The organism is Alistipes sp. ZOR0009 (genome assembly GCF_000798815.1).
Lineage (GTDB): Bacteria > Bacteroidota > Bacteroidia > Bacteroidales > ZOR0009 > Acetobacteroides.
The window spans coordinates 118,357-141,679 of sequence record NZ_JTLD01000121.1 but is presented as its reverse complement, the minus strand read 5'-3'; the positions used below and the strand labels follow the sequence as shown (position 1 = coordinate 141,679).

Annotated in this window: 26 protein-coding genes; 13 read left to right on the top strand and 13 right to left on the bottom strand. The window is 42.7% G+C overall.

All coding sequences use genetic code 11. From position 1 onward, the window contains the following. Positions 1-368: 368 nt before the first annotated feature. Both L990_RS18900 and ung read right to left on the bottom strand, forming a co-directional pair. Positions 369-1,010 (bottom strand): CatB-related O-acetyltransferase, encoded by a 642-nt coding sequence (locus tag L990_RS18900; RefSeq protein ID WP_047452626.1) that lies wholly within the window; start codon positions 1,008-1,010, stop codon positions 369-371. A 39-nt stretch (positions 1,011-1,049) separates the two neighbouring features. Further along, the gene (gene ung, locus L990_RS18895; protein WP_047452623.1) at positions 1,050-1,730 is read right to left on the bottom strand and encodes a uracil-DNA glycosylase; all 681 of its coding nucleotides are present in this window, start codon (positions 1,728-1,730) and stop codon (positions 1,050-1,052) included. A 169-nt stretch (positions 1,731-1,899) separates the two neighbouring features. Between ung and L990_RS18890 the strand changes: the two genes are divergently transcribed. Continuing rightward, positions 1,900-4,437 (top strand): hypothetical protein, encoded by a 2,538-nt coding sequence (locus tag L990_RS18890; protein ID WP_047452621.1) that lies wholly within the window; start codon positions 1,900-1,902, stop codon positions 4,435-4,437. Positions 4,438-4,504: 67 nt separating this feature from the next. Then, positions 4,505-4,780 (top strand): DUF4834 family protein, encoded by a 276-nt coding sequence (locus tag L990_RS18885; protein WP_047452619.1) that lies wholly within the window; start codon positions 4,505-4,507, stop codon positions 4,778-4,780. Positions 4,781-4,783: 3 nt separating this feature from the next. Here L990_RS18885 and L990_RS18880 read toward each other — a convergent pair whose 3' ends face one another. Beyond that, positions 4,784-5,554: an ABC transporter ATP-binding protein gene (locus tag L990_RS18880; protein WP_047452617.1), complete on the bottom strand. Its 771-nt coding sequence runs from the start codon at positions 5,552-5,554 to the stop codon at positions 4,784-4,786. Then, complete coding sequence (locus tag L990_RS18875; protein WP_047452616.1) at positions 5,551-6,291, bottom strand: MlaE family ABC transporter permease; 741 nt, start codon at positions 6,289-6,291, stop codon at positions 5,551-5,553. Before L990_RS18875 ends, L990_RS18880 begins: the two co-directional genes overlap by 4 nt. 107 nt (positions 6,292-6,398) lie before the next feature. Between L990_RS18875 and L990_RS18870 the strand changes: the two genes are divergently transcribed. Beyond that, complete coding sequence (locus L990_RS18870; RefSeq protein WP_047452615.1) at positions 6,399-7,487, top strand: mannose-1-phosphate guanylyltransferase; 1,089 nt, start codon at positions 6,399-6,401, stop codon at positions 7,485-7,487. A 51-nt stretch (positions 7,488-7,538) separates the two neighbouring features. Here L990_RS18870 and gldN read toward each other — a convergent pair whose 3' ends face one another. The 8 genes from gldN to L990_RS18830 all read right to left on the bottom strand — a co-directional run bounded on the left by gldN (position 7,539) and on the right by L990_RS18830 (position 17,766). Further along, the gene (gldN, locus tag L990_RS18865; protein WP_052181168.1) at positions 7,539-8,450 is read right to left on the bottom strand and encodes a gliding motility protein GldN; all 912 of its coding nucleotides are present in this window, start codon (positions 8,448-8,450) and stop codon (positions 7,539-7,541) included. Between the two features lie 2 nt (positions 8,451-8,452). Then, entirely contained in the window at positions 8,453-10,024 is a 1,572-nt protein-coding gene (gldM, locus tag L990_RS18860; protein ID WP_047452613.1) for a gliding motility protein GldM, read from the bottom strand. A gap of 25 nt (positions 10,025-10,049) precedes the next feature. Next, complete coding sequence (gene gldL, locus L990_RS18855) at positions 10,050-11,174, bottom strand: gliding motility protein GldL (RefSeq protein WP_047452612.1); 1,125 nt, start codon at positions 11,172-11,174, stop codon at positions 10,050-10,052. Positions 11,175-11,187: 13 nt separating this feature from the next. Next, a complete protein-coding gene (locus L990_RS18850; RefSeq protein WP_047452610.1) occupies positions 11,188-12,519 on the bottom strand; it encodes an SUMF1/EgtB/PvdO family nonheme iron enzyme in 1,332 nt (443 codons plus the stop codon). A 50-nt stretch (positions 12,520-12,569) separates the two neighbouring features. Next, positions 12,570-13,514 carry a PorP/SprF family type IX secretion system membrane protein gene (locus tag L990_RS18845; RefSeq protein WP_081981824.1) on the bottom strand — a complete coding sequence of 315 codons (945 nt, stop codon included), beginning with the start codon at positions 13,512-13,514 and terminating at the stop codon, positions 12,570-12,572. Positions 13,515-13,633: 119 nt separating this feature from the next. Continuing rightward, positions 13,634-14,758: a hypothetical protein gene (locus L990_RS18840; protein ID WP_047452603.1), complete on the bottom strand. Its 1,125-nt coding sequence runs from the start codon at positions 14,756-14,758 to the stop codon at positions 13,634-13,636. Continuing rightward, positions 14,755-17,166: a type I DNA topoisomerase gene (gene topA, locus L990_RS18835; protein ID WP_047452600.1), complete on the bottom strand. Its 2,412-nt coding sequence runs from the start codon at positions 17,164-17,166 to the stop codon at positions 14,755-14,757. Before topA ends, L990_RS18840 begins: the two co-directional genes overlap by 4 nt. Before the next feature lie 123 nt (positions 17,167-17,289). Next, a complete protein-coding gene (locus L990_RS18830) occupies positions 17,290-17,766 on the bottom strand; it encodes a transcriptional regulator (protein ID WP_047452598.1) in 477 nt (158 codons plus the stop codon). Positions 17,767-17,891: 125 nt separating this feature from the next. On the opposite strand from L990_RS18830, the gene L990_RS20160 reads away from it, so the two are divergent. The 4 genes from L990_RS20160 (at position 17,892) to L990_RS18810 (ending at position 20,136) form a co-directional block, all read left to right on the top strand. Further along, positions 17,892-18,098, top strand: coding sequence for a hypothetical protein (locus tag L990_RS20160; RefSeq protein WP_047452596.1), 207 nt, complete (start codon positions 17,892-17,894; stop codon positions 18,096-18,098). Positions 18,099-18,364: 266 nt separating this feature from the next. Further along, a complete protein-coding gene (locus L990_RS20155) occupies positions 18,365-19,036 on the top strand; it encodes a hypothetical protein (protein ID WP_156121706.1) in 672 nt (223 codons plus the stop codon). Between the two features lie 19 nt (positions 19,037-19,055). Then, positions 19,056-19,748 (top strand): hypothetical protein, encoded by a 693-nt coding sequence (locus tag L990_RS18815; protein ID WP_047452592.1) that lies wholly within the window; start codon positions 19,056-19,058, stop codon positions 19,746-19,748. Between the two features lie 79 nt (positions 19,749-19,827). Next, positions 19,828-20,136, top strand: a complete 309-nt coding sequence (locus tag L990_RS18810) for a hypothetical protein (protein ID WP_047452590.1) — start codon at positions 19,828-19,830, stop codon at positions 20,134-20,136. Here L990_RS18810 and L990_RS18805 read toward each other — a convergent pair. Then, positions 20,133-20,366, bottom strand: coding sequence for a hypothetical protein (locus L990_RS18805; RefSeq protein WP_047452588.1), 234 nt, complete (start codon positions 20,364-20,366; stop codon positions 20,133-20,135). The two genes, L990_RS18810 and L990_RS18805, sit on opposite strands and share 4 nt — an antisense overlap. Before the next feature lie 66 nt (positions 20,367-20,432). Between L990_RS18805 and L990_RS18800 the strand changes: the two genes are divergently transcribed. From L990_RS18800 to L990_RS20300, 6 genes are all read left to right on the top strand, one after another. Continuing rightward, positions 20,433-21,467 (top strand): nucleoid-associated protein, encoded by a 1,035-nt coding sequence (locus L990_RS18800; RefSeq protein WP_047452586.1) that lies wholly within the window; start codon positions 20,433-20,435, stop codon positions 21,465-21,467. 24 nt (positions 21,468-21,491) lie between these two features. After that, positions 21,492-21,785, top strand: coding sequence for a hypothetical protein (locus L990_RS18795; RefSeq protein WP_047452584.1), 294 nt, complete (start codon positions 21,492-21,494; stop codon positions 21,783-21,785). Between the two features lies 1 nt (position 21,786). Then, a complete protein-coding gene (locus L990_RS18790; RefSeq protein ID WP_047452582.1) occupies positions 21,787-22,095 on the top strand; it encodes a hypothetical protein in 309 nt (102 codons plus the stop codon). Next, complete coding sequence (locus L990_RS20150) at positions 22,079-22,249, top strand: hypothetical protein (protein WP_197057344.1); 171 nt, start codon at positions 22,079-22,081, stop codon at positions 22,247-22,249. The genes L990_RS18790 and L990_RS20150 overlap by 17 nt, the downstream gene beginning before the upstream one ends. A 291-nt stretch (positions 22,250-22,540) precedes the next feature. Next, positions 22,541-22,954, top strand: a complete 414-nt coding sequence (locus tag L990_RS18785) for a hypothetical protein (RefSeq protein ID WP_047452581.1) — start codon at positions 22,541-22,543, stop codon at positions 22,952-22,954. 1 nt (position 22,955) lies between these two features. Beyond that, entirely contained in the window at positions 22,956-23,282 is a 327-nt protein-coding gene (locus L990_RS20300; protein ID WP_197057343.1) for a hypothetical protein, read from the top strand. The last annotated feature ends 41 nt before the right edge of the window (positions 23,283-23,323 follow it).

The window sequence follows — 23,323 nt, the reverse complement described above, 5'->3', positions numbered from 1 at the left end:
AGCCTGCGAGTTAAGCCTCGACAGGATTTTTCTTTGCTTCGTTTCTTTTCATCCTTGAAAAGAAATGATGAAAAAGAAATAATATTTAGGTTAGCAGCCTTTTATACACCAATGTTTCCTTTGCCAATCGCCGTAGTCTATCCCAGCTCACAAGCCTCTGCGAAGACTAACGTCGCAAAACTCGCACTTTGTTCTCGGTTACGGCTTCTACCTTACCAAGTAGCGGTCTGCAACCCGCCATCCAAATGTAGCAAAAAAGCAAAGCGCAGCTGTGAAGGCTACGCTGATGTATGAGTTTTGCAAACTTGGAGAGTAATGCGATTCAACTTGTTTTATGCGCCCCCGCTTGGAGTAGGAAAACCATCAAGCTAACCCTTCTTTAAAAGCAGGCGCAGCTGTTCCTTAACGGCGTCCAAGTCGCTGCTGGTAAGCGTAGGGATAAGCGCATTGATCTGCTCGATGGGCAGTTCCCACCACTTTAGCTCGAGAAGGATGGCGATTAGCTCCGAATCGAAGCGCTTTCGGAGCTGCTTTGCGGGATTGCCTGCTACTATCGAGTATGGCTCGACATCGGAAGCCACCACGCTGCTGGCTCCAATAATTGCGCCGTCTCCTATATGCACTCCGGGAAGTATGGTTGCGTTTTGTCCAATCCACACATCGTTTCCGACCACAGTATCGCCCTTAAACGAAAATACATCCGTAGACGGGATTTCCTGCTCCCAGCCCTCGAAGATGTAGAACGGGAAGGTGGAGGCTGCGTTCATCTGGTGGTTGGCACCGTTCATAACAAACTCCACTCCAGCGGCAATTTGGCAGAACTTGCCAATAATAAGCTTATCGCCGTAAAAGTCGTAGTGATGGGTAACATGCTTTTCGAAGTCCACATCGCTGAAGTACGAAAAATCGCCAACAACAATATTTTTAGACTTAACGGTTGGCCTTATGTAGGTAACCGTGCTAAAGTTTGGAACAGGAAAAACGGTATCGGGATTTGGCTTACACTTCATGGCTACATGTTTTAGATGGTTACGACTTACCGTGCGGAGCTACAGGCGCCAGTCGATCGGCAGCTTACCCTGCGCCAGCAGCAGCTCGTCGGTTTTAGAGAAGTGGCGGCAACCCAAAAAGCCTCGCGAGGCCGAAAGCGGCGACGGATGCACCGACTTTAGGATATGATGCTTGGAGGTGTCGATAAGCGCGCTCTTAGCCTGGGCGTAGTTGCCCCAAAGCAGGAATACCACGCCCGAGAGATGGTCGGAAACAGCCTTGATGGCAGCGTCGGTAAAGGTTTCCCAGCCCTTGCGCTGGTGCGATCCGGCCATGTGCGCCCTAACGGTTAGCGTTGCGTTGAGCAGCAGCACGCCCTGCTTTGCCCAAGCAGTAAGGTTGCCATGAGCGGGACGTGGAAGTCCCAGGTCGCTGCTTATCTCCTTAAAGATATTTACCAGCGATGGCGGAGGCTGAACCCCTTGAGACACCGAGAAGCAGAGGCCGTGCGCCTGACCAGGCCCGTGGTAGGGATCCTGCCCAAGAATAACCACCTTAACCTCGTTGAACGGGGTGGTGTTAAAGGCATTAAAAATTTGCGGTCCGGGAGGATAAACCACATGGCTCTTCTTCTCCTGCACCAAAAACTCTTTTAGCGAACGGAAGTAGTCCTTCTCGAACTCGTCCTTAAGCACCTCATACCAGCTGTCGTCTATATTGGGTTTCTGCGTACTCTCCATAGTAAAGGCTTTTACTACAAAGAAAATCGAAATATGCCATTGCCACAAGGAATAAATATGGATTGGACGATAAAAATCGGCGAATAAATGCCATTTTTATGGTATAAAATGTTTAAAGCATAGAGTTAAACAACTCCTTAACCTTACCTTTGAAGCAATAATTATAGCCATGTCAACAAAAAAGTATGTCGTACTAATTATCCTAGGGCTAGTAATGCTAGCAGGCTTAGGAGGAGCTTTTATCCATTTTTACAGCAAAAAGAATCAAACCACCGATGCGCTAGCGGCCATCCCCACCGATGCCGTTGCCCTTGTAAGGGTAAATCACCCCGCCCAGCTTCTTTCTGCGGATACAGCTTCGAACCTATTTTACCGCCTAGAGAACCCACAGGTGAAGCAGCTTTTTGAGAGGCTTAGCCGGGACAACGATTTTGGGGAGATGCTTACCAGCACGCTGCTGATTAGCTTCCACCCCGTTGGCAAGGATAGATTGGAACCGCTCATCATACTGCGCTCGAACGAGGAGTTTAGCCAACGAACGATAGCGGCATGGCTACAAAAAAGCAGGCTCAAGATTGGAGAGATAGACTACAACGGAAAGCCACTCTACTCCTGCACCTTCCCCGACGGATCGCCGCTCTACCTCTCGCACGAAAAGGGCATAACCACCATTAGCCCATCGCTTATTGTGATAGAGTCCTCAATCCGAAAGTTAGATGCTAGCTACCCCGCCGAAGAGGAGCTAAAAAAGGCCTACAACCTTACCAGCTCGAGCAGCAGCGCATCCATTGCCATCAGCATGAAGCAGGCAGCACCTTGGCTAAAGGCAAACTTCTTTTCGGAAGAGGCCTGCTGGGCAACAGCCGCCAGCGACCTGTGCAGCTGGCTGGTGCTAGACTACCAGCAGGGGAACGACGAGCTGGCTTTTAGCGGAATGCTTACCACCAACGACAACACCAGCTACGGAAAATCAATGGCGACCATGTCGGAAAAAGATCTGCTGACACCAACGCTGATTACCGAGAATACCGCCTTTTGCGTAGAGCGGGTATACGAACAATTTGCCAGCAGCATAGCCCCAGCATCCGAAACAGATAAGAAGAAGCTCACCATTAGGCAGGTGCTTACCGACATCAACCCCAACCGGGCCATCCTACAGCATATTAAAAATCCACGCAACGACTCAACCGGGTTTGTGCTAATGCTGTATCCCCAAAATGCGGACTCCACCATACATAAGCTACGAAGCGTAACTCACCTAAAAAATATTGAGGCTAATAGCATTGTAAAGCTTAAGCTAGATTCTACCAGCAGCAACCTCTCCTCCATACTGGGGAAAGCATTTGGGATAGTAACACCCACCTACGCGCTTTTCGAAAGAGATAGGGTCACGCTGGCAGCATCCGAACGCATGCTCAAACTATTTCAGTACGAGCAAACCATTGCCTCGATGCGCAAAAACAAGCAGGTAATAGAAGTTTGGAGCAACAAGATAACACCAAGCGGAGTTGCAGCCCTGTATATCAATCCCAACTTCTCAGAAAAGATGGTTAGCCTACTCTTTGGCAATGCCGTGAAAAAGCTGGCAAAAGAGAAGGCATTTGCGGGCTGGAACGGGTTGGGAATGATGCTCACGCCCAGCGGAAGCAACCTACTAGTATCGGGCTACATGAGCCGACGAGTTGTAACCGAAACGCCTCAGTTTACGCGTACACTGCCAAAATCATCCGTAAAGCATACCCTGCTAACGCTAAGCAACGGCAGCAACTTTTTAATGCTAAGCTATAAGGATAGCCTTGTTGCCTACGACGGGAAGCTAAACAAGCGTTGGGGTAAGAAGCTAAAAAACACCACCGACTCCATTTTTACCTACAGCATATCTGGCGAACCAGTGGTTGGCATTCTATCCAAAAACAACATTCTTTTCTACAACAGCAAAGGAACCTTAGTTAACGACTACAACTTTGACTCCAAACCCGAAATAGTTGGGCAAAAGGCGCTCAAATCGGCATCGGACGAGCTGCTGGTGGTAGATAAGTCCAACAACGTTTACATGCTGGCTCTAGGAAGCAACGACAAGCCCAAGAAGCTATTCCGATTAAAATTTAGGCCAAGCAACCTTGCGCTGGCATCCATGCGCAAGCAAAACTATATTGTAACAGGAAGAAACAACAGAACCGAAATACTTAACTCAAAAGGGTCGCTTGTAAGGCGAGTTTCTTTCGATATCAGAAATGGAAAAGTTCTTGTTATCGACAAGAAGATGCTCCTATTTAAGCCCGAACAGGGACTAATGGTAAACAGCCAATTTATGCCAATGGCTGACAAGATGACAGCGCACTTTACCAACATTCAAAAAATAAAGGACGGCCTAAACGATAATAGCCAAGGGTTGCTACTTCTTGGAGATAAGTTTGTGCAGCTCGTATCTAAAGACCTTACAGAAAAATTCGAGGCAAAAACCACCTCCGAACCTGTTTACGTGCAAATAGTTCGGGGAGCATCGAAAGGGATAATCGTCATAGATGCCGATAAGAACATCTACCATTTCGATAGTAAAGGAGAGCTATACAACGGCTATCCGTACAACATAAAAGACGCCACCTACGTTGTAACCAATCCAGATGGAACGCTTTTTGCAATTTCGTTTAAAGCAAATACGCTTAGTAGCAAGGAAATTTCGAACGAACTTCCAACGCTTCTTTAGCAAATCGATTACCAAGGGGCAATTGTACCAATAACAAGCTATATTTGCCCCTAATTATACTAAAGCAATGGAAGGATTCTTGACCTTTATACTTTTTATGATACTCGGCATTTACGTTCTAGGATTTGTTGGAAAGCTAATCCTAAAAATGTACCTACGTAAAGTACAGAAGCAGTTTGAAGGATTTGCAAACAATGCAGGAGCACAATACCAACAATATAGCCGTACCAACACCCAAGATCAATCGCACGAGGGAGATGTTACCATCTCGCAATCGGGTGGTCAAGACAAGAAGTTTAAAAAGGATGTTGGCGACTACGTAGACTTTGAAGAGGTAAAGTAGGTCCTACTTACTCTTAAGCTTGTTGTGGTACTTCTTTACCATTTGCGCCATTTCCGATGCAAATACAAAGTTGTTCAGCTCGGGGTTTTCGCTTTCTAAAATATCCTCACGAGACCCCTCCCACCATTTTTTACCTTGGTAGATAAACACCACCTTATCGCCAATCTGCATCACCGAGTTCATATCGTGGGTGTTGATGATGGTGGTTATGTCGTACTCTACGGTTAGCTCTTTAATCAGGTCGTCAATAACCCCAGCCGTAATTGGGTCGAGGCCAGAGTTGGGCTCGTCGCAAAAGAGGTAACGAGGATTAAGCGCAATAGCACGTGCAATGGCAACGCGCTTCTGCATCCCTCCACTTATTTGCGAAGGGTAAAGCTTATTGACATTTACCAGATTGACACGCTGCAGGCAAAAGTTGGCGCGCTCGCGCTTCTCGGCAGGCGACATGCTGGTAAACATATCCAACGGAAATAGTACATTCTCCTCCACCGTAGCAAAATCGAAAAGCGCACCACCCTGAAATATCATTCCAATTTTTTTGCGCTCGTCGCGCCTTTGGTCGTTCGTTAGCGAGGAGAAGCTAACATCTCCAAACATTATTTCGCCCGAGGTTACCTCGTGCAACCCGACCATACTTTTTAGCAGCACCGTTTTCCCCGAACCGCTTTGCCCTATAATTAGGTTTGTTTTTCCTCTTTCGAAATCGACGTTGATATGGCTCAGAACATCACGTCCATCAAACGACTTACAAACATCTATACAGCGAATCATTTTAGCAATAGTTGGGTTAATAATAGGTTGAATAGGAGTACCATTATACTGCTAACAACAACCGCCTTAGTACTTGCACGTCCCACTTCGAGCGAACCACCCTTTACGTTATAGCCATAAAAAGCAGAAATGGAGGTGATGAGAAAGGCAAAAACGGTAGCCTTAATTAAGCTGTAGGTCACATAAAAGGGAACAAAAGAATACTGAATCCCTTTGATATACTCTTGGGTGGTGATTATACCGGTGAATTCGCCAACCATCCAGCCACCAAAGATTCCGACAAAAATACTTAGCGTGGTTAGTATCGGAAAAAAGAACACGGCAGCAACAATTTTTGGAAGCACCAAAAAGCTCGCCGAATTTACGCCCATAATTTCTAGCGCATCGATCTGCTCGGTTATTCGCATAGTACCCAACTCCGACGAGATGTTAGAACCCACCTTTCCAGCCAGAATAAGGGCAACAATGGTAGAGCTAAACTCCAAAATAATGGAATCGCGGGCTGCTAGGCCTATTAAATACTTTGGAAGAAAAGGATTGGTTGTATTATATGCCGTTTGAAGGGTAATTACAGCCCCTATAAACATGGAAATAATGATCACAATACCGATGGAGTTAATACCCAACTTGTCAACCTCAAAAAGGGTACGCCTGTAGTAAATACCCCATTTTTCTGGTTTAGAGACAACCCTTCTGACAAAAAGAGTATAACTCCCTATTGACTCAAAGAAATTCATACCGTTTCGAGTTATATTACAAAAGTAGCGAAGATTCTCCGCTAAACCAATTTTACTTTCCGATGATATTATTAGTACATTTGTCTTGAAACAAAACATCCGTTACAATGGCCTCCAACCGCTACTGCATTATAATGGCAGGTGGAAGCAGCACCCGTTTCTGGCCGCTTAGCAAATCCACCAGTCCAAAACAGTTTCTAGACATACTTGGTACAGGCAAAACATTCATCCAAAGCACCTACGAGCGTTTCTGTCAGATTATTCCGAAGGAGAATATCTACGTTGTTACCAACGAAAAGTACAGAGATCTGCTTGTAAACCAGCTTCCGGAACTTAAAGAGGAGCAGATTTTACTTGAGCCAATAAGGCGTAACACCGCACCGTGTATCGCCTATGCATGCTACAAGCTGCTAAACATTGACCCTGAGGCCAACATTGTTGTAACTCCTGCCGACCACCTTATCCTAAACGAAAGCAAGTTTCTAAAAACGGTAGAGTCGGCTCTCTCGTATACAGAAAACCACGACGCATTAATGACTCTTGGCATACACCCCAATAGAGCCGAAACAGCCTATGGCTACATCCAAATTAATGCGGAAGAACAGGTAGATAAGCACGAACACACCTACAAGGTAAAGACCTTTACCGAAAAGCCCAACATCGAGCTGGCTAAAGTATTTGTTGATAGCGGAGAGTTTTACTGGAACTCCGGAATTTTTGTTTGGAACTTAAAGAGCATACTCAATGCGCTATCCGAAAATTTACCCGAAATAGACTCCCTTTTCAGAGATGGTGTAGGAATTTACAACTCGCCCAAAGAAAAGGATTTTATAGCCAATATTTACAGCCTTTGCCGCTCGATATCGATTGACTTTGGCGTGATGGAGAAAGCCCAAAATGTTTACGTAAAATGCGCAGATTTCGGGTGGTCCGACGTTGGATCTTGGGCTTCTCTCTTCCAAGTTAGCCCCAAAAAGGGGAGAGGTAACGCGGAAATCGGAGACAACATCATAACCTACAACACCAGCAACTGTATTATCAGCAATAAATCGGATAAGATGCTTGTTGTGCAAGGACTGAACGACTACATTGTAGCGCAGACAGATCAGGCGACAATGATAATCCCCAAAAGCAACGAAAAGGAGGTAAAGAATATCGTTGCCGACGTATCAAACCTTAGCAAAGAGTTCATTTAAATACAAAAAAGAGGGCGGAAGTTAAACTTCCGCCCTCTTTTTATATCTGGATTAATATTCCCACATATCCTGCTCTTGGCTCATAATCTCGTCGTATACCCTTTGAGATTCCAGCATATTTGGAATACCTCCAATTGTGTACGAGTTGATACGCCTATCGTTTTGAACATTGGCTTCCTTCACGATGTAAGAAGAGAATTTACGCTTCAAGAAAATATCGTCAAACGAATACTCCTGCCCTTGATTACGCGCATTGAAAGCCATCGTACGAGTTAGGACGTTTCTGATATCGGGGTAGTAAACCCAGAAAAGCTGTGTTCTGTTTAGTTCGCTATCATCAGCCTCATCTTCCTGCTCCTCTCCACCTGTTTTTAACATCTTGTGGAAAACGCGGATAGGACACAATCCAATAATTCGAACATCAAGAACCGAACGTCTTCTATCAAAAAACCATTCCTCTAGCACCTCAACTTGCTTCACCTCGCTCCATCTCCAAACACCTTTTACAGGAACGTCAACCATTACGGATGCATCCTCCAAAGAAGGTCTTTTTTCGACAGTATCAACAGCCTCAAATCTCTTAGCGATTTCCTTAAACGATAATGTATCTACAAAATCGCTATTATCGGTAGTGTAAGCTCTAATAGCTCCGTGCTTAATGCTATCCACGAGCACCTGAATTAGGCTGTGCCTATTTCTCATTCTCTGGGTAGGATAGTAAAGGGGGAAGTTGATCTTTTCTCTAAGATCAATTACTCTCCAAACCTTCTTAGACCACATGATGTCAGCTTCCTGAACCGCATGGTAAGGTAACGAAGTTCTCTCCTGTGTTATGCTTTTTGTATATGGACTAGTCTGAACAAGACTTGGTTTTTTAATTTCCTCGTCCTGAGCAACTGCAACTTCAACACAAAAAAAGCCAACTGCAAGGACCAAAGCAGAGGTCAAACGCTTCATGTTCATGGCTATCGTATTTTATAAACTAAATCTTGTAATTCAACAACTTTACCATCTGGCCCAACCGCTTTTACATCCGTGATCGTTAAACGGTTTCCAGCTTTCATACTAGCAAATGCTCTCTTTTGTTCATCTGTAAAGCTAGCATTACCCGATGAGAGGTTTACGTCATATCCTTCGCTATTTCGGCTAGCAATGGTAAATGAACGAATAGCGTACCTTAAATCAAAATCAAAATCCTGTGGCATTTCGGCTCTAATGCCTAAAGAAGACATCAGCGCAGATTTGCTTATGAATTTACCAGACGCTCCATCAACCTTTGGAATTGGTGCTGGAAGAGGCTTTACGCGGAAACTGCTACTTCCCATGAGCTTACTAACACCGTTATTCTTAACCCAAACGTTCACTTCGCAAACCCGGCCATCCTGTGGATTTACCAAATATCCGTTGGCCGATCGACGGTAAGATGCGTTAGAGATCTTAACCTCAACCCTCTCCGAAGGAACTCCCGATACGCTCAACTCCATAGGATTATCAATACCTCGGTACAGCACATTCATCTTAGTAGGAGATACCGTAAACATAGGCTGCACCACCTGATATTTAAAATCCTGAGGGTATGGCGTTTTTGTTCCATCTGGTCCTGTAACCACAATTTGGCATTTAAGAGTTCGTTCTCCCAACATGGTTGCAGGCTCCTCAAAAATTGCCTTTCCATCAACCACAGGCAACGAGCGCCCATTGATAGTCATTAAAGGTTGCTGCGTCTTATCGTAAGCAGCCAGCATTAGGGTTGCTTTAAACTTTTCTCCTTTAAGAACCGACGAAGATTCTGGAATCAGAACAGGCTCGAACATGTTCACGCGCACATCTGCAGCATCTATCTGCTTAAAGAAATAGTCAAGCATAATAGCCTCACAGTTTAGCACGTCTACCTGAAATTTTGATAGCAACGGAAGCGTAGAAATTAAAGGTACGCCTTCAAATCGGCTTGTTTCCCAAGTACGGTTGGTACCATCCTTGGTAACCTTTGGATCTTTTGTATCAAGGATATTTTCTATCGTTAATGTTGGTCCAAACTTTTCATCTGGTCCAATAAGAGCGAGAAGATCCTTTTTATACTGTTCCAGCTTCTTTTTTAGCGTGTATGCCTCCCCATTCTCGCTAGGGCCAAGAAGGATGTTGGCAGGAACGCTGGTGTCGCTTTTTCCCTGCACCTCGTGCCCGTCGATACCTTCGGGAGTAAGCGCTGCGGCATCTTTACCGTCGCAAGTTTCGACAATTTTACGCTTTATATCCTCGATATACTTACAGAATTCGGCAGATTTAGCCCTAACGATATCCGCCTTCTGGCGCCATTTTGCTGCCTTTGTGGGGTTATTGTTTTCTGCCGATTTTATAAGATTGTAGTAATCTTCGTTTTTTGAACTAAAACTCTTCAGGGTTTGGTTCAAGCCTTTATCAACAAGGACAAAAGCCTCCAGCACCTCGGCAGACACATTCAACGCTAACATTGCTGTCAACACCAAATACATCATCCCAATCATCTTCTGCCTAGGCGTTTGCTTTCCTCCAGCCATAACCTCTACTCTAAATTAGTTTATATTAGTTATTTTGGATTGCATGCATTGCGGAAAGCATATTACCGTATACATCATTTAATGAGCTGATGTTTGCATTTAACGTATGCATTGTTTGACGGAATTTTTGAGTTTCCTCTACCGAAAGGCGAAGATCTTTTACCATCCCTTCAACACCCTGATACAGCCCGTTAGAATTTTTCAAGTGCTTATCGGTTTCCTGAATCTGGAGCTCGTAAATTGAATTTAGTGTTGCCAAGTTCTTATTGAGCAATTCCAAATTCTTTTGCTGATTACCGTTTCCGGCTTTTAGCGCTTCCATATCAGCCACCACCTGACGGCTAATCTTTTCAAAAGACCCAGACAAAATATCTGCCGATTGAGAGATTTTACCAGAAAGTTCTTTACTACTCTCCTTTATAGAGGTTTCAATCGTAGATCCGGCTCTCTCAAAATGAGATGTCATAGATGACGCGCTTTCTTTTAGGCTTTGCGACAACGATTCTGTTGCCTGCTTAACCCCACCAACAAGCGCATCTCCAGCCTGCTTAACCATATCAACACCCTGAACAAAAGAGCCACTCAAAGTACCAACAGACTCGCTAAGCAACTTTCCTGAAGCGCCGACCTGACCGTTAAATCCATCGACCCCAGCCGAGGCTTGCTGCAGTTTTCCAGAAAGCTCATCAACTGCCAAGGTTATCGTTGTCATATCTGCAATCTTACTTGCAGCCTCAGCCAAACTACCCAACCCTTGATTGACTTTATTTATAGAATCTTGATCAATGTTTATGTTTAGATTTGGAATATTAACGCTGCCTCCATTTCCAGAAGGGGCTGCGGCTCCAAATTTCAATTCCTTCTCTCTTTTTCGTTCTTCACGAATCCGCTCAAGAGCTTCCTCGTCTTTAATCGCTAATTCTGGGAATACCAACTTCCAATCATACTCCTCGTGCACAGGCTCGAAAGCTGAAAAGAAGAAGATTATAGCCTCAATACCCATTCCTATTACAAGCATAGGGCCAGCTCCTGGCCAGTGCTGTAACTTGAAAAGAGCACCTATAATTACCATGGATGCACCCCACCCATATAATTTGGCCATAAAATTTTTCCAACCTTCCGTCTGTACAAAATCTAACTTCCCTTTCATAGTCTCGAATTTTTTATTTACCCCCCATCAACGACCTAACACAACGGAAACCTATATATGATCTTGCAGTATCTTGATATTCGTAAGTAGGAACAGAGCACTGTAGGAAATAGTGAACATCTTTCCAAGAACCTCCACGAACCACCTTACGCTTACGAGCAGGCTTATCGGTTGGTTTAGCGTTGTACTGGTAACTTGGATTCAAGTCATGCGTAAGCGAATACGAACTTTCATCAAAAGCATCGCTAGTCCACTCGGCAACGTTACCAGCCATATCGTAAAGCCCATAGTCATTAGGATCATACGTTCCTACAGCAATTGTTTTTACACCACCGTCATCGGAATAATTCCCCCTCAATGGCTTAAAGTTGGCAATAAAACAACCAGATTTATTACGGGTGTAGTTATTTCCCCAAGGATACATATTGAGTTTTAATCCTCCACGAGCGGCATACTCCCATTCTGCCGAGGTTGGAAGGCGGTACTCATGAACAGGAGATTCACCATTTTCAGTCAAGAAATCCCAAAGAAGATTGGTTCTCCACTTACAAAATGCAAAAGCTTGCTTCCAGGTAACCCCAACAACAGGGTACTCATCGTACTGAGGTTGCCAAAAGTAGGTGGCAGTCCATGGTTCGTTATAAGAGTAAGAGAAGTCTGCAATCCAACAAAGCGTATCAGGATAAACATTTACCACATCACGCATGATAAAAGAGCCACGATTACGGATAGGCTCCTTCTTGCCATCAAGTTTGGTGATATTCCCTTCATATTTTTGTTTCTCGAAGTTGTACCTATTCTTCTTATTAGCAGCTTGAGTAAAGTCGTACCAGTAAAATTCGTAGTTCAGCTTGCGCGTATCCACCTCCTTACGACGGTAGAAAGTTTCATCGCCTTGGTAGTAAAGATCCTTCAAAATCTCCTTTTGATCTTCACTTCGAGGGTCAATTCTTGCCTTTTTATTAATTACTGGTGGCTCTACAGGGTTGCCAAATTCGTCTTCTGAAATTCCGAACTCGTCCATCCCTCCATCAATCAGCATTTTTTTAGAAATAGAATCGATAACGTAGTTCACAAACTGACGGTACTCGTTATTTGTAATCTCCGTTTGATCCATCCAAAACCCCTCAACAGTAATTGTTTTAGAGGTTGCCGTCATAGCGTAAGAAACATCCTCGTCACCAACACCTTGCGTATACGATCCATCAGGAACAAACACCATCCCAAACGGAGGAGTCTCTGGAGTGGCCCTTCTTCCATCCACACCAACCAATTCACCACCCATATTAGGGCCACAACTACTCAAAAGAGCAACGAGGGCACACAACTGGAAACATCTTCTCATAGGTACAACTTTATAACGCTATAAAAACAATCGTTAAAATAACAAAATAACTACAAAAACCTTATGCTTTTGTATCGTGATGGAGTTTTATCCCTTTTTAAAGAAAAGGAGTACTTTAAAAACAACTCATGCGATCCATCCGAGTACTTTCCCAACTTAGAGGTCAAGTAGTCGTAAGAATAGCCCACCTGTAAACTTTTAAAGAACTTAAAACCAGCTAGGGCAGTAACTCCATCGCTTAACCGATATCCTGCCCCAAGCCATATAACTTGGTTGTAGTCGAACACACCTGATAGCGCCAAATGCGTGGCCACAAATTCTGTTTGTACCAAAAATGATGGAGAAAAGGAGAATTTTGATTCTGAAATAGGAAGTGCGTATCCTGAATTCACATAAAGTGTAGGTTTTAGCGACACTTTATCAGATCCTACCGGAACTTTGGGGCTTGTTAAGTGGTTTACAGCTACTCCACAATACAACCTGCTACTCGTAAAGTATAAACCAACCCCTAAATCAAAAGATGTTGATGTAAACTTACCCTGATCTAAATAATTCAACTGTGCTTTTACAGAAGAACCCGAAGATTTGTCAAACACCCCATTTACTACTCCAAAGCCAAGTCCAACACCTAGCTTGTTTATTCCCTTATCATCCAGCTTTAACTGTATAGCGTAATTGCCCTTTACAGTCAAATTTTTACTAAAGGCAAATTTATCATCTGAAACCAATATTCCAAAGCCGTTTTTCAATTTAGATATGTTAAAAGGAAAGTTAAATCCTGCAGAGGTTGTGCGCCCCTCTCCTTCTAACCCCTGTTGATGCAGCCGAGCGTCACCAAAAACATGCGCTAGATCATCACTTCCAACAGCCCCAGGATTGTATAAAACGGGCAAAAACATGTATTGGGAACTTTGTGAATCCTGTTGTCCATAAGAATTTACCCAGCACAACGAGAGTAAAACAGCACAGCCAATCTTTCCCACTAAACTTCTCATTAAACTCTTTTTTGTTGGAAGGTAAAATAAGGAAAAATCTAGCTTTCAAACAAATTAACAGAAAAACAAATTCTTTATTTTAAAAAAAATTGAGGATACCCCCCATTTATTGGCATAAGCTACCGTTCCGTTTTGTACACCGAAATCCACCGTAGTGGCATTTCGTGGTGCTTCGCATTATCATAATCCTCAGCGTCGCAGGCAATCCAACGCCCGCCACCCGAAGGGGATGGAATAAAAAGCCACCAACGTCCGGTAACATCGCTACGCAAAAATTTTAACGTTAGCGGTTCCTGCTCTCCCAGGTCTACAAAAAACTGCTTGGAAGGGAAATTCGTCACCCCAACCTTTTCCACACGCCGGTGCGCAAGACCATCTAGTAGATGCCAAACGCCTTGCCCCATAAGCATTATATCAACAGGAGAGTCTTTTAGCTTTACCGGGTCAAAACCTCCGAAAAAAACCATCGACAGGTTATCCGAAAAACCGGCATAACGCATCAGCTGACAAATCTCCTCTGCATAAAGACCATTAGGTGAAATATATGCCGATGACGAAAAATCAGAAAATCGAACTGAAGAAGCGTCTACCAAAAGTAAGTTTGCGTCACGCAATGGAGGTTCTGCAAAACGAATAGACTCCCGAAGGTGGCCTAACCGAATATGCTGAAAGTAGAGATTCTCGTATTTTCGGACAAACGTATCATCAGAGAAGTAGCTTTGAGTGGCTATTGCCGAAATGGAATCGTGCGGTTGAAAGCTTATGCAACTTAGTGCACCAACCACATCTGCATCCCGAAAACCTGCAGAAAACCCCAAAGTTGGGGTTATTGAAGCAAGATTTAAGTTTCCTGCATTCTGGAGGATTTGGCAAGCGAGCTCCCCATACTTTCTGTTGCTGCTAAATACAACGGGGTAATGCCCGCATCTCAAAAGTTCGTTCAGCAGCTCCACAAACGAAGTATAATTGTAATCTTCATTAGAGGAGGTTATCAAGCGTCCAAGAATAGCCACCTTGAGCGTATCCCATGTAGGAAACAGCTGGCCAAGAGCAGAAAGCAGCTGCTCATCATATCCTAACGAGCACTCTTGTTCAGCAAACAAAATCGCAACAGTACCTGCTGTCAAAGACTCAATGCGCTCCTCTGCTTTACAAAAGTGAGCGATATCCGCAACAGAACCCTTTAGTACGAGATCAGAAACGTAGGATTTATCGAATGGAACAAGATGCTCTGCTATAATCATTTTGTCTTCTTTGTTGCGGCCTTCTTTGTTGTTGCAGCCTTAGTTTTTGTCGTGGCAGCCTTTTTGGTTGTAGTTTTTGCAGTGGCCGATTTTTTTGCACCAGCCTTTGCCTTTGGCCTTTTTACTGTAGATGCCTGCTCTTCTATCAGCTTACGGCAATCTTCCAAGGTCAAACTTTTAGGATCGGTCGTTTTTGGAATCTTGTAGTTAGCCCCATCAAACGAAATATAGGGTCCAAAACGACCATTTAACACCTGCAAAGTAGGCTCCTCTTCGAAGGTTTTAATAAACTTTTCCAGATCTTGCTTACGTTTTGCTTCTATTAGCTCTATAGCACGTTCTAGATGGATTTCTCCAGGGCTGTCTGTTTTTGGAATAGAAACATACTTACTTGCGTGCTTCACGTATGGTCCAAATCGTCCAATTCCTACCTGAACAGGTTTCTCTTCGAACTCTCCTAGGTTACGAGGATATTCAAATAATTTCAGAGCTTCTTCTAGCGTAATAGTTTCGATAAGCTGCCCCTTCTGCAAACCAGCATAGGTAGGCTCCTCGTCGCTATTCCCCAGTTGTGCAATAGGGCCGAAACGCCCAATACGTACGGTTATTGTTTTACCTGTTTTAGGATCTGTACCAAGCACCTTCTCCCCCTTTGAAGGTTTCGAAGTTTCCATTGTCTCCGCCACATCCTTATGGAAAGGTGAGTAAAACTCTCTAATCATCTCCTCCCACTTTAGGCTACCTTCTGCTATAATATCGAAATCTTTCTCTACCCGAGCCGTAAAGTCGTAGTTCATAATACTACCAAAATGCTCCGTTAAGAAATCGGTCACAAGTATTCCGATATCGCTAGGAAAAAGTTTTGACTTTTCTGCCCCATAATTTTCCTTAGCAGTCTTTTCTGTTATGGTATCTTTCTTTAAAGTAATAGTATCAAATGCACGTTCAAAACCAGCACGATCCTCTTTTATTACATACCCCCTATTTATAATGGTAGATATGGTTGGTGCATAAGTAGAAGGACGTCCAATTCCCAACTCCTCCATTTTTTTCACCAAGCTAGACTCCGCATAGCGAGGTGGCTTTTGAGCATATCTTTGAACGGCTACAATCTCAACCGCATTTTGATGCTCACCTACCTTAATTGGAGGAAGAAGAACTTCGGCATCATCATCAGCGTTTTCATCATCAGCAGATTCCTTGTAAACTTTCAGGAAACCATCAAACTTAACAATTTCGCCTGCAGCGATAAATTTTTCCTTAACGGTGGTAGCCGATATCGTGATGGTGGTTTTTTCGGTAATCGCTTCACTCATTTGCGATGCAATCGTGCGCTTCCAAATAAGCTCATACAACCGTTTCTCTTGGGGTGTGCCGTCTATTGTTGGATTTTCTATGTACGTTGGACGAATGGCTTCGTGCGCTTCTTGCGCCCCTTTTGCCTTTGTCTTATGCTGCCTTCTGCAATGATATTCGGCACCATACATGGCAATAATGGCCTTTTCAGCAGCATTAACAGCAGACGCGGAAAGGTTAACAGAGTCGGTACGCATGTAGGTTATCAAACCCGCCTCATACAGCTTCTGCGCAATAGTCATTGTTTGGCTAACAGAGTAGCCAAGTTTACGCCCAGCTTCCTGCTGCAAGGTGGAAGTCGTAAAAGGAGCTGCAGGAGTACGCTTTCCTGGACGCTTTTCCACGTTAGAAATAGCAAATTGCGCACCAATACAACCCTCCAGAAACTTCTTCGCCTGAACCTTATCCTCAAAACGCTTATCAAGTTCCGCCTTTAGATGGTACTCCTTCGAGTTGGGTTCAAATAGGCCTGTCACCTTAAAGGCAGAGGTCTGAACAAAGTTCATAATCTCCCGTTCGCGCTCAACAATCAACCGAACAGCCACCGACTGTACACGACCTGCCGAAAGCGAAGGCTTAACCTTCTTCCACAAAAGGGGAGAAAGTTCAAAGCCCACCAACCTATCTAAAATTCGACGGGCTTGCTGGGCATTTACAAGATTTAGGTCTACTGTACGTGGCGTTTTGATGGCTTTCTGTATGGCTTCCTTGGTGATCTCATGAAAAACAATTCGATTTGTTTTTTGGGGATCTAACCCTAGAACTTCGGAAAGGTGCCAAGCGATGGCTTCCCCCTCACGGTCTTCATCGGAAGCGAGCCAAACCGTTTTAGCCTTTTTTACCAAACTCCGGAGCTCCTGAACAACCTTTGTCTTATCCTCAGAGATAATATACTCTGGTAGAAAGTTATGCTCGATGTCAATCCCGAGATTTTTCTTCGAAAGATCCCTAATATGGCCATAACTAGACTTGACCAAAAAATTTTCTCCGAGAAATTTTTCAATCGTTTTTGCCTTTGCAGGCGACTCAACAATAACGAGATTTTCTTGCATAATAATAAGTTGTACAGAATACCACCAAAAATTTTGGTGCAAATTAAAGAATTTCAAACGGTCACACAAAATTTCACAATAAAACTATAGATTAATTCGGAGCTTAACCTACAGCCCAACTTCTCAGGCTCTTGCTGTTTCTACAGCGAGGGGCGTACATGCCATCGTATATTTTTCAATCAAATCATGTATACGAAGGCCTGAAACATGAACGCCCATTTTAAAAGACCGAGGCTGCTCTTTTGCTACCTGACTCGGCACTATAGACGAAAGGGCACTCACAGCTTTCAACAATTGTGCTTGTGTATTTTTCAAATCTTCAATTTCATCACGGAGTTTCACCTCTTTATCCGTCGTAAGAACAGCACTACCCTCCAGGAAAGGTTCACCCTTCCCTTTTATTAACCAATTAAAATTTGCATTTGGGATTAACTGCTCTATTGCAAGAAAAAAATCCTCTGAAGGATAAGTCCTTCCTGTAAGATAAGATGAAATTGCAGGTTGAGATTTGCGTATAATGAGCGAAATGTCTTCAATCTTAACCCCAGATACCCGCATTAAATATTTCGCTCTTTCTCCAAACGTTTCAAAGCCTTTCATATCAAGATTAATTCAAATAAAACAAATATTAACACTAATGCAATATAAAACATTTGGTTATTTATATAACCTATTGTAATATTGCTTCTGTATTACAGATGTGATACAACAAATATAGTTATCTTATGAAGAAAAAGCAATTTTCATGCAGGATAAGTGAACAATCTTACTCTTTCTTAGAAGATGTGTCAAAACAATTATCCATCCATCACCCAATTTCAGATGATATCCCGAATATCTCAAAAACACTTGATGTCCTAATTCTAACCATCAAGAATGATAACATTTTAAGCGAAAGCATTATAAACAAGGGCAAAAATGAAAGGAGGTAAGTATGATCTCCAACGGATATATATCAATACATCGAAAAATTTTCAATCATTGGTTATTTGAGAGAGGGAGAGCACTAACTTCTTTAGAAGCGTGGCTTGTGTTAATCTCTGAGGCAAATTATTCTGACAAGAAAGTTTACATAAAAGGGCAACTAATAGAATGCAAAAGAGGGCAACTAGTTAATTCTATAAAAACCTACTCGTCTCTTTTTAATTGGTCTGAAAAAAAAGTCAAAATATTTTTAAATCTACTCAAACGGGAAAAAATGATAACCATAGAGGGAATAAAATATACGACTAGGTTAACAATCTGTAATTATGACAAATACCAAACTATAGGGCTAACTGAGGGACTAACTGAGGGACTAACTAAAGGACTAACTGAAGGACTAACTGAAGGACTAACTGAGGGGCTAACTGAGGGACTAACTGAGGGACTAACTAAAGGACTAACTGAAGGACTAACTGAGGGACTAACTGAAGGACTAACTGAGGGGCTAACTGAGGGGCTAACTGAGGGGCTAACTGAGGGGCTACAACATAATAAAGATAATAATGTAAATAATGTAAATAAGAATAACGACAATACAAGCAAGCGCTCTGCGTCGCTGTTTTTCGTTGATGAGGTAAAGGATATTGTGATTCAAAACCAGCCTTGGGTTGAAGCAGTGTCTAGGCGGTTGGGCATCGACGTTCAAACTGTTAGAATATTGGTTGCGGACTTCTCAGACCATCTTCACACAATTGGAGTATCAAAAAAGAGCGAAAGAGACTTTAAAAGCCACTTCAGCAATTGGGCGCGCAAAGTTGCTTCGCAAAAAAAAGAATTTCCCGAGCCGCGCGCTCAAAACATAGAAGCGACACCAGGGCGACAGTCCTCCATATTAAGCAAATTGCTGCAAGATGACGAAACTCGTCTAGGTCAAAACTTGAGTTAACTCCCAAAATTACAACAATATGAAAGAAATCTTCTTAGACCCAAACCGCAGATTTGGCGATGTTTCCAACAGGGAACTTATTCCTTGGTTTACTGCAAAACTTACTGATCTCTACCAGAAGTGTGGAAGAAAGAATTTTGATGCACCAACAGACAGCCTAGAATTTATAGCCGAATTGCGCGAAAAAACGCAGTATAGGACCATTCCTGTTGGTTTTATAGGACGCTGCTTCAAAGGAATTATTAACGGCGAATATGAGGAACTAAACGAAACCAAGCGGATCACGTTTCAGAACATTCTTATTGCGCTCAACCGCGAAGCTCGTCAACACCTCCCTCAGGGTAGTAACTTAAATTTTGAATCCACAAAAAAAGACTACAATCGAATGTTTGCTAACGCGGTAAACGGTAACGACCCTATTGCTAAAGGTTCGGCGTGGGCGGTAAAGCTCAGCTGCTCGAAACTTACTAGCCGTGGAATGATTGCCCATCAGCGTGGAGTGGTTGGCGTGATGGCCGCAGCATGCTACCTAGCAGGGATTGCCCCCGATGAGTTGCTAGAAGGTAGTGAAGAAGATTTCCTAAAGTTACAGGTCAGGTTGGAGCCATACGTGCAAAAGGTGGAGGCGCGCATCCAGCAGTCAAAGGAGCGCAGCCAAGCAGCGCGCTACCCGCGCCCAGATAGTGCTGGCGGTACGCAGATAGCGCGGTAAGCCTCTTACCGACGAGGAGCTGGTGCTCCGCGAGAATAAGACACAACTGAAAAATATTTAAACTCAAAAAAAAGTTCCAATGGAAAAGAAAGTAGCACTAACCCCCTACCACTTTAAGGATGAAGTTAAGTTGTCATTATTCAATGACAAGAACGGAAATCTTAAAAGAACGCCTCTATCTCTGCTGGTTAAGGTAGATGATTTACTCAAAGATTTTGATGCCAGCACATTCAAAGAAGCCATTGAAAGTTTGGAGGTAGTGTACGTAAAACGGCCTAAGCTCACAGCCTTACTCAAAGTACATGCAAACTCAATAGTATTAAACCAAGTAAGCGAGGAATGGGCGCAGGTGTTTATTGACTTTAATGAGATTTGGGAAGAATCTTAATCGAGTTGATGCGCTTTCAGCCTTCTGAGCAACTCTTGTTTCTTTTCATTAGAAGGTTCTAACTCCCAATAGGCAAGAACATGCTCTTGGAATAGTTCCATAAAAGAAATCAGAGTAACACGTTCGATATCATAGCAGATAGCAGATTCTCCTCCAATAAAGAAAAAAGTTTCGATTTTTTTTCTTTCTCCGTAGAAGAAGGCGTAGCACTTACCAATTTCAAGTTTCATGTCAGATGTATTAAATAGTTTCAAACCACGAAGTAAACAAAAAGCAAAACACTTAAAAACAAAATTATGATTGAATTAACTGAAGCAAGAATTGAAAAGTTGATTATCCACAAGGTTGGTAATCCATCAATGGGAGAAGTAAAACTAAGCAAAAGCCCAATCTCCTTACCTGAAGATGACTTTAAAGCCTCTATTTTAATGCACTACTTGCTTAGCCAGTTCAGAAATACCATCTACTACAGGTTTAGCCATCAAAGCGATTTGTCTCTAAATTTCGTTTATGGTGCTGTAAAATTGATATTTGAGAAAGGAGGCTTTGCAACAATTAGCATCGGGATTGCAGAATATCTCCAGGAGGTGTCTCAACATCCTAAGATAAAAAACGGGGAGTTATACATTGCCAAGTTTAAAGACATTATTTGCGATGGAGAAATTTGCAATGCGATAGGTATTTTTAAGTCTGAAAGTACTGAAACATTCTTAAAAATAAGGGATTGTGACGGTGGTTTAGATATTGATGCAGAAGTAGGCATTAACATCAACAAGTTGGATAAAGCATGCCTAATCTTAGAGACTAGTGCCGATGATGGCTACAAGGTTTTGGCCGCAAACAACTCTGAAGCCGATTTTTGGTACAACGATTTTTTGAACATCACCCATCTTGATGATAGCAGATACAAAACCTTGAACTATATGACTATCGTGCGCTCATTTGTGACTAACGTTTTTAATGGAGATAACGATGTAGAGTCAATAGATCAGGCGGTCATGCTCAATAAGACTACTGATTTTTTCAGAAAAAATGAAAACTTTGAAGAAGAAGCCTTCATGTCTGAAGTTTTAGAACAACCTGAAATAATAGACACCTTCAAGGAATATAAAGATCACTACCAGGCGAGCAATGCTATAAATCTTGATAAATCATTTGCGATAGATCGCAAAGCGGCTAAAAATGCGGCTAAAAAGTTCAAGAGTGTCATAAAGCTGGATAAAAACTTTCACATCTACCTACACGGAGATCACTCGCGTATCGAGCGCGGGTTTGACGTCGAAAGTAAACGTAACTACTACAAGCTATACTTCGACTCAGAAGCAATTTAAACCACAACAAACAAAGTTTCTTTTATGAATACAACAACTTCAGAAGTAAATGCAAAGCCACGGGCTAGGTTTACTCCAACCCCTCTTTGCAAATTACAAGTAGACGATGTTTTTTGCATCTCAGGCTTTGGGATGCGCGACAGAATAGCCTACACGATAACAGGCTTCTTTCGAAAAACAGTAAAAGGCATTCCTCTTGATTACGTTTCAGCAACATACCAACAATGCGATGCCAGGTGTAACCTTTCAACGGAAACAAAGGAGTTTGAAGCTTCAAAAACAGTCTTATTCATGTTTCACAAAGTAAAAGGGTCTTGACATGGCAAAGAAAAAGGGAATACCCAAAAAGATGAGCTACACAGAAGCTCTTGATAGCGAAAAAGTAAAAGCAATGCTTGTAGTCGCATTTCTTAGTGGTAAAAAATTTACAGACCCCGCAATGTCCAGCTTAAACACCCTGCTGGATCGAATGTCTAACGATAAAGATGTCGCAAAGGCCGACCTCTTAGCAGCGGGAGCCAGCGAAACAGAAGCAGAGTTTGCGGCACAAACACAGGTCGTTTTATCCGTAAATAGCGTAATAATCACAGTCAATGAGCCTCAAGCCTACAATGTCGGATCGTGTTGAGCGGCTTCGTAGCGGATTTCTGGCGCTATTTGAAGTAAATAACGCGCATCTGCCTTTTGTAATCGCGTACCAGGAGCGCGTTCTAACGCGTAAAAAGACGCTTCAGGAGGGGGTAAACGCCTTCATTGAAGAAGAGAATAAACTAAAAGAGTAAAAAGAAACCCATTCGTAGCCGTTCCCGCGGCACGAATGGGCTTAAAAACAAAGTTTTCTGAATAATACACTTCAAAGTTATGCAAAAATTAGTTTCAGCAAGCGAAAAAGTCATTGTGACTCTATTTTACGATTACGCCTATTGTGATTGTAGCTGCGGTCAAAGAGATGTGATATTGGCAAAGGTATTCTGGGGCATCAAATCATTTTCAGGAGTGTGTCCTTCTTGCGATAGAACATTAAAACTTGATGGTCAACATTTAATAATATCAGAATTCTAACGCTTCCTAGCATGAAAAAACAAGGTGAACTAAAATCGTATATCTGCTCAATAGATGGAGAACATTGGACATCATTTAACGCAACCTCTTATGGACATGCTAAAAGTCAGTTTCTAATTTATCTCGATGATTGCTATGGAGATTGTTATTTGTCTATAAGATGTAAATGTGCTGGAAGTGTTTATACTTCAGAAGATTTTAAGCGCAATGCAAAGTATAGAGGGATAGAGTTTGCTTACTGTGGTATGGTTGTGGAAGTTGATGGCAATAAAGGCGTGATTACTGGTCATAATAGTTCGGCAAATCTGAATGTATTATTTACAGACGGTAAATGGAAAGGACAAACGCATAATTGTCATCCAAATTGGAAGATAACCTATTTTGACAAAAAAGGAGTAGTACTAAAAGATTTCAAAAATAAGTGATATGTCAGAAATAAGATCGAAAAATTACACCCTCAGGGGAGATAACGGAGAATGGTTAGGCCAAATAGTTCTAACCAGCGATGGACTATTTGCATCGGTAACAGACTACGGAAACCTATCCTATGCATGGAGAAGTCACGGTAAAGATTTCAGAGAATTTATTTGCAGCTTAAATACACAGTATTTTGGTTCAAAACTTTATACTGGAATGGCTTACATCCTTTATGGTAAAAAATGCGAAAAGGCATGTGAAAGATTTGCTGAACAAATATTGCCACCGCTTCAAAAAATGCTTCGAGAAGAAATTGAACGTGGCGAGGCTTTTTAGCATGAATCAACGTACCAGAATGAAAGAAAAGAGCGTATTTT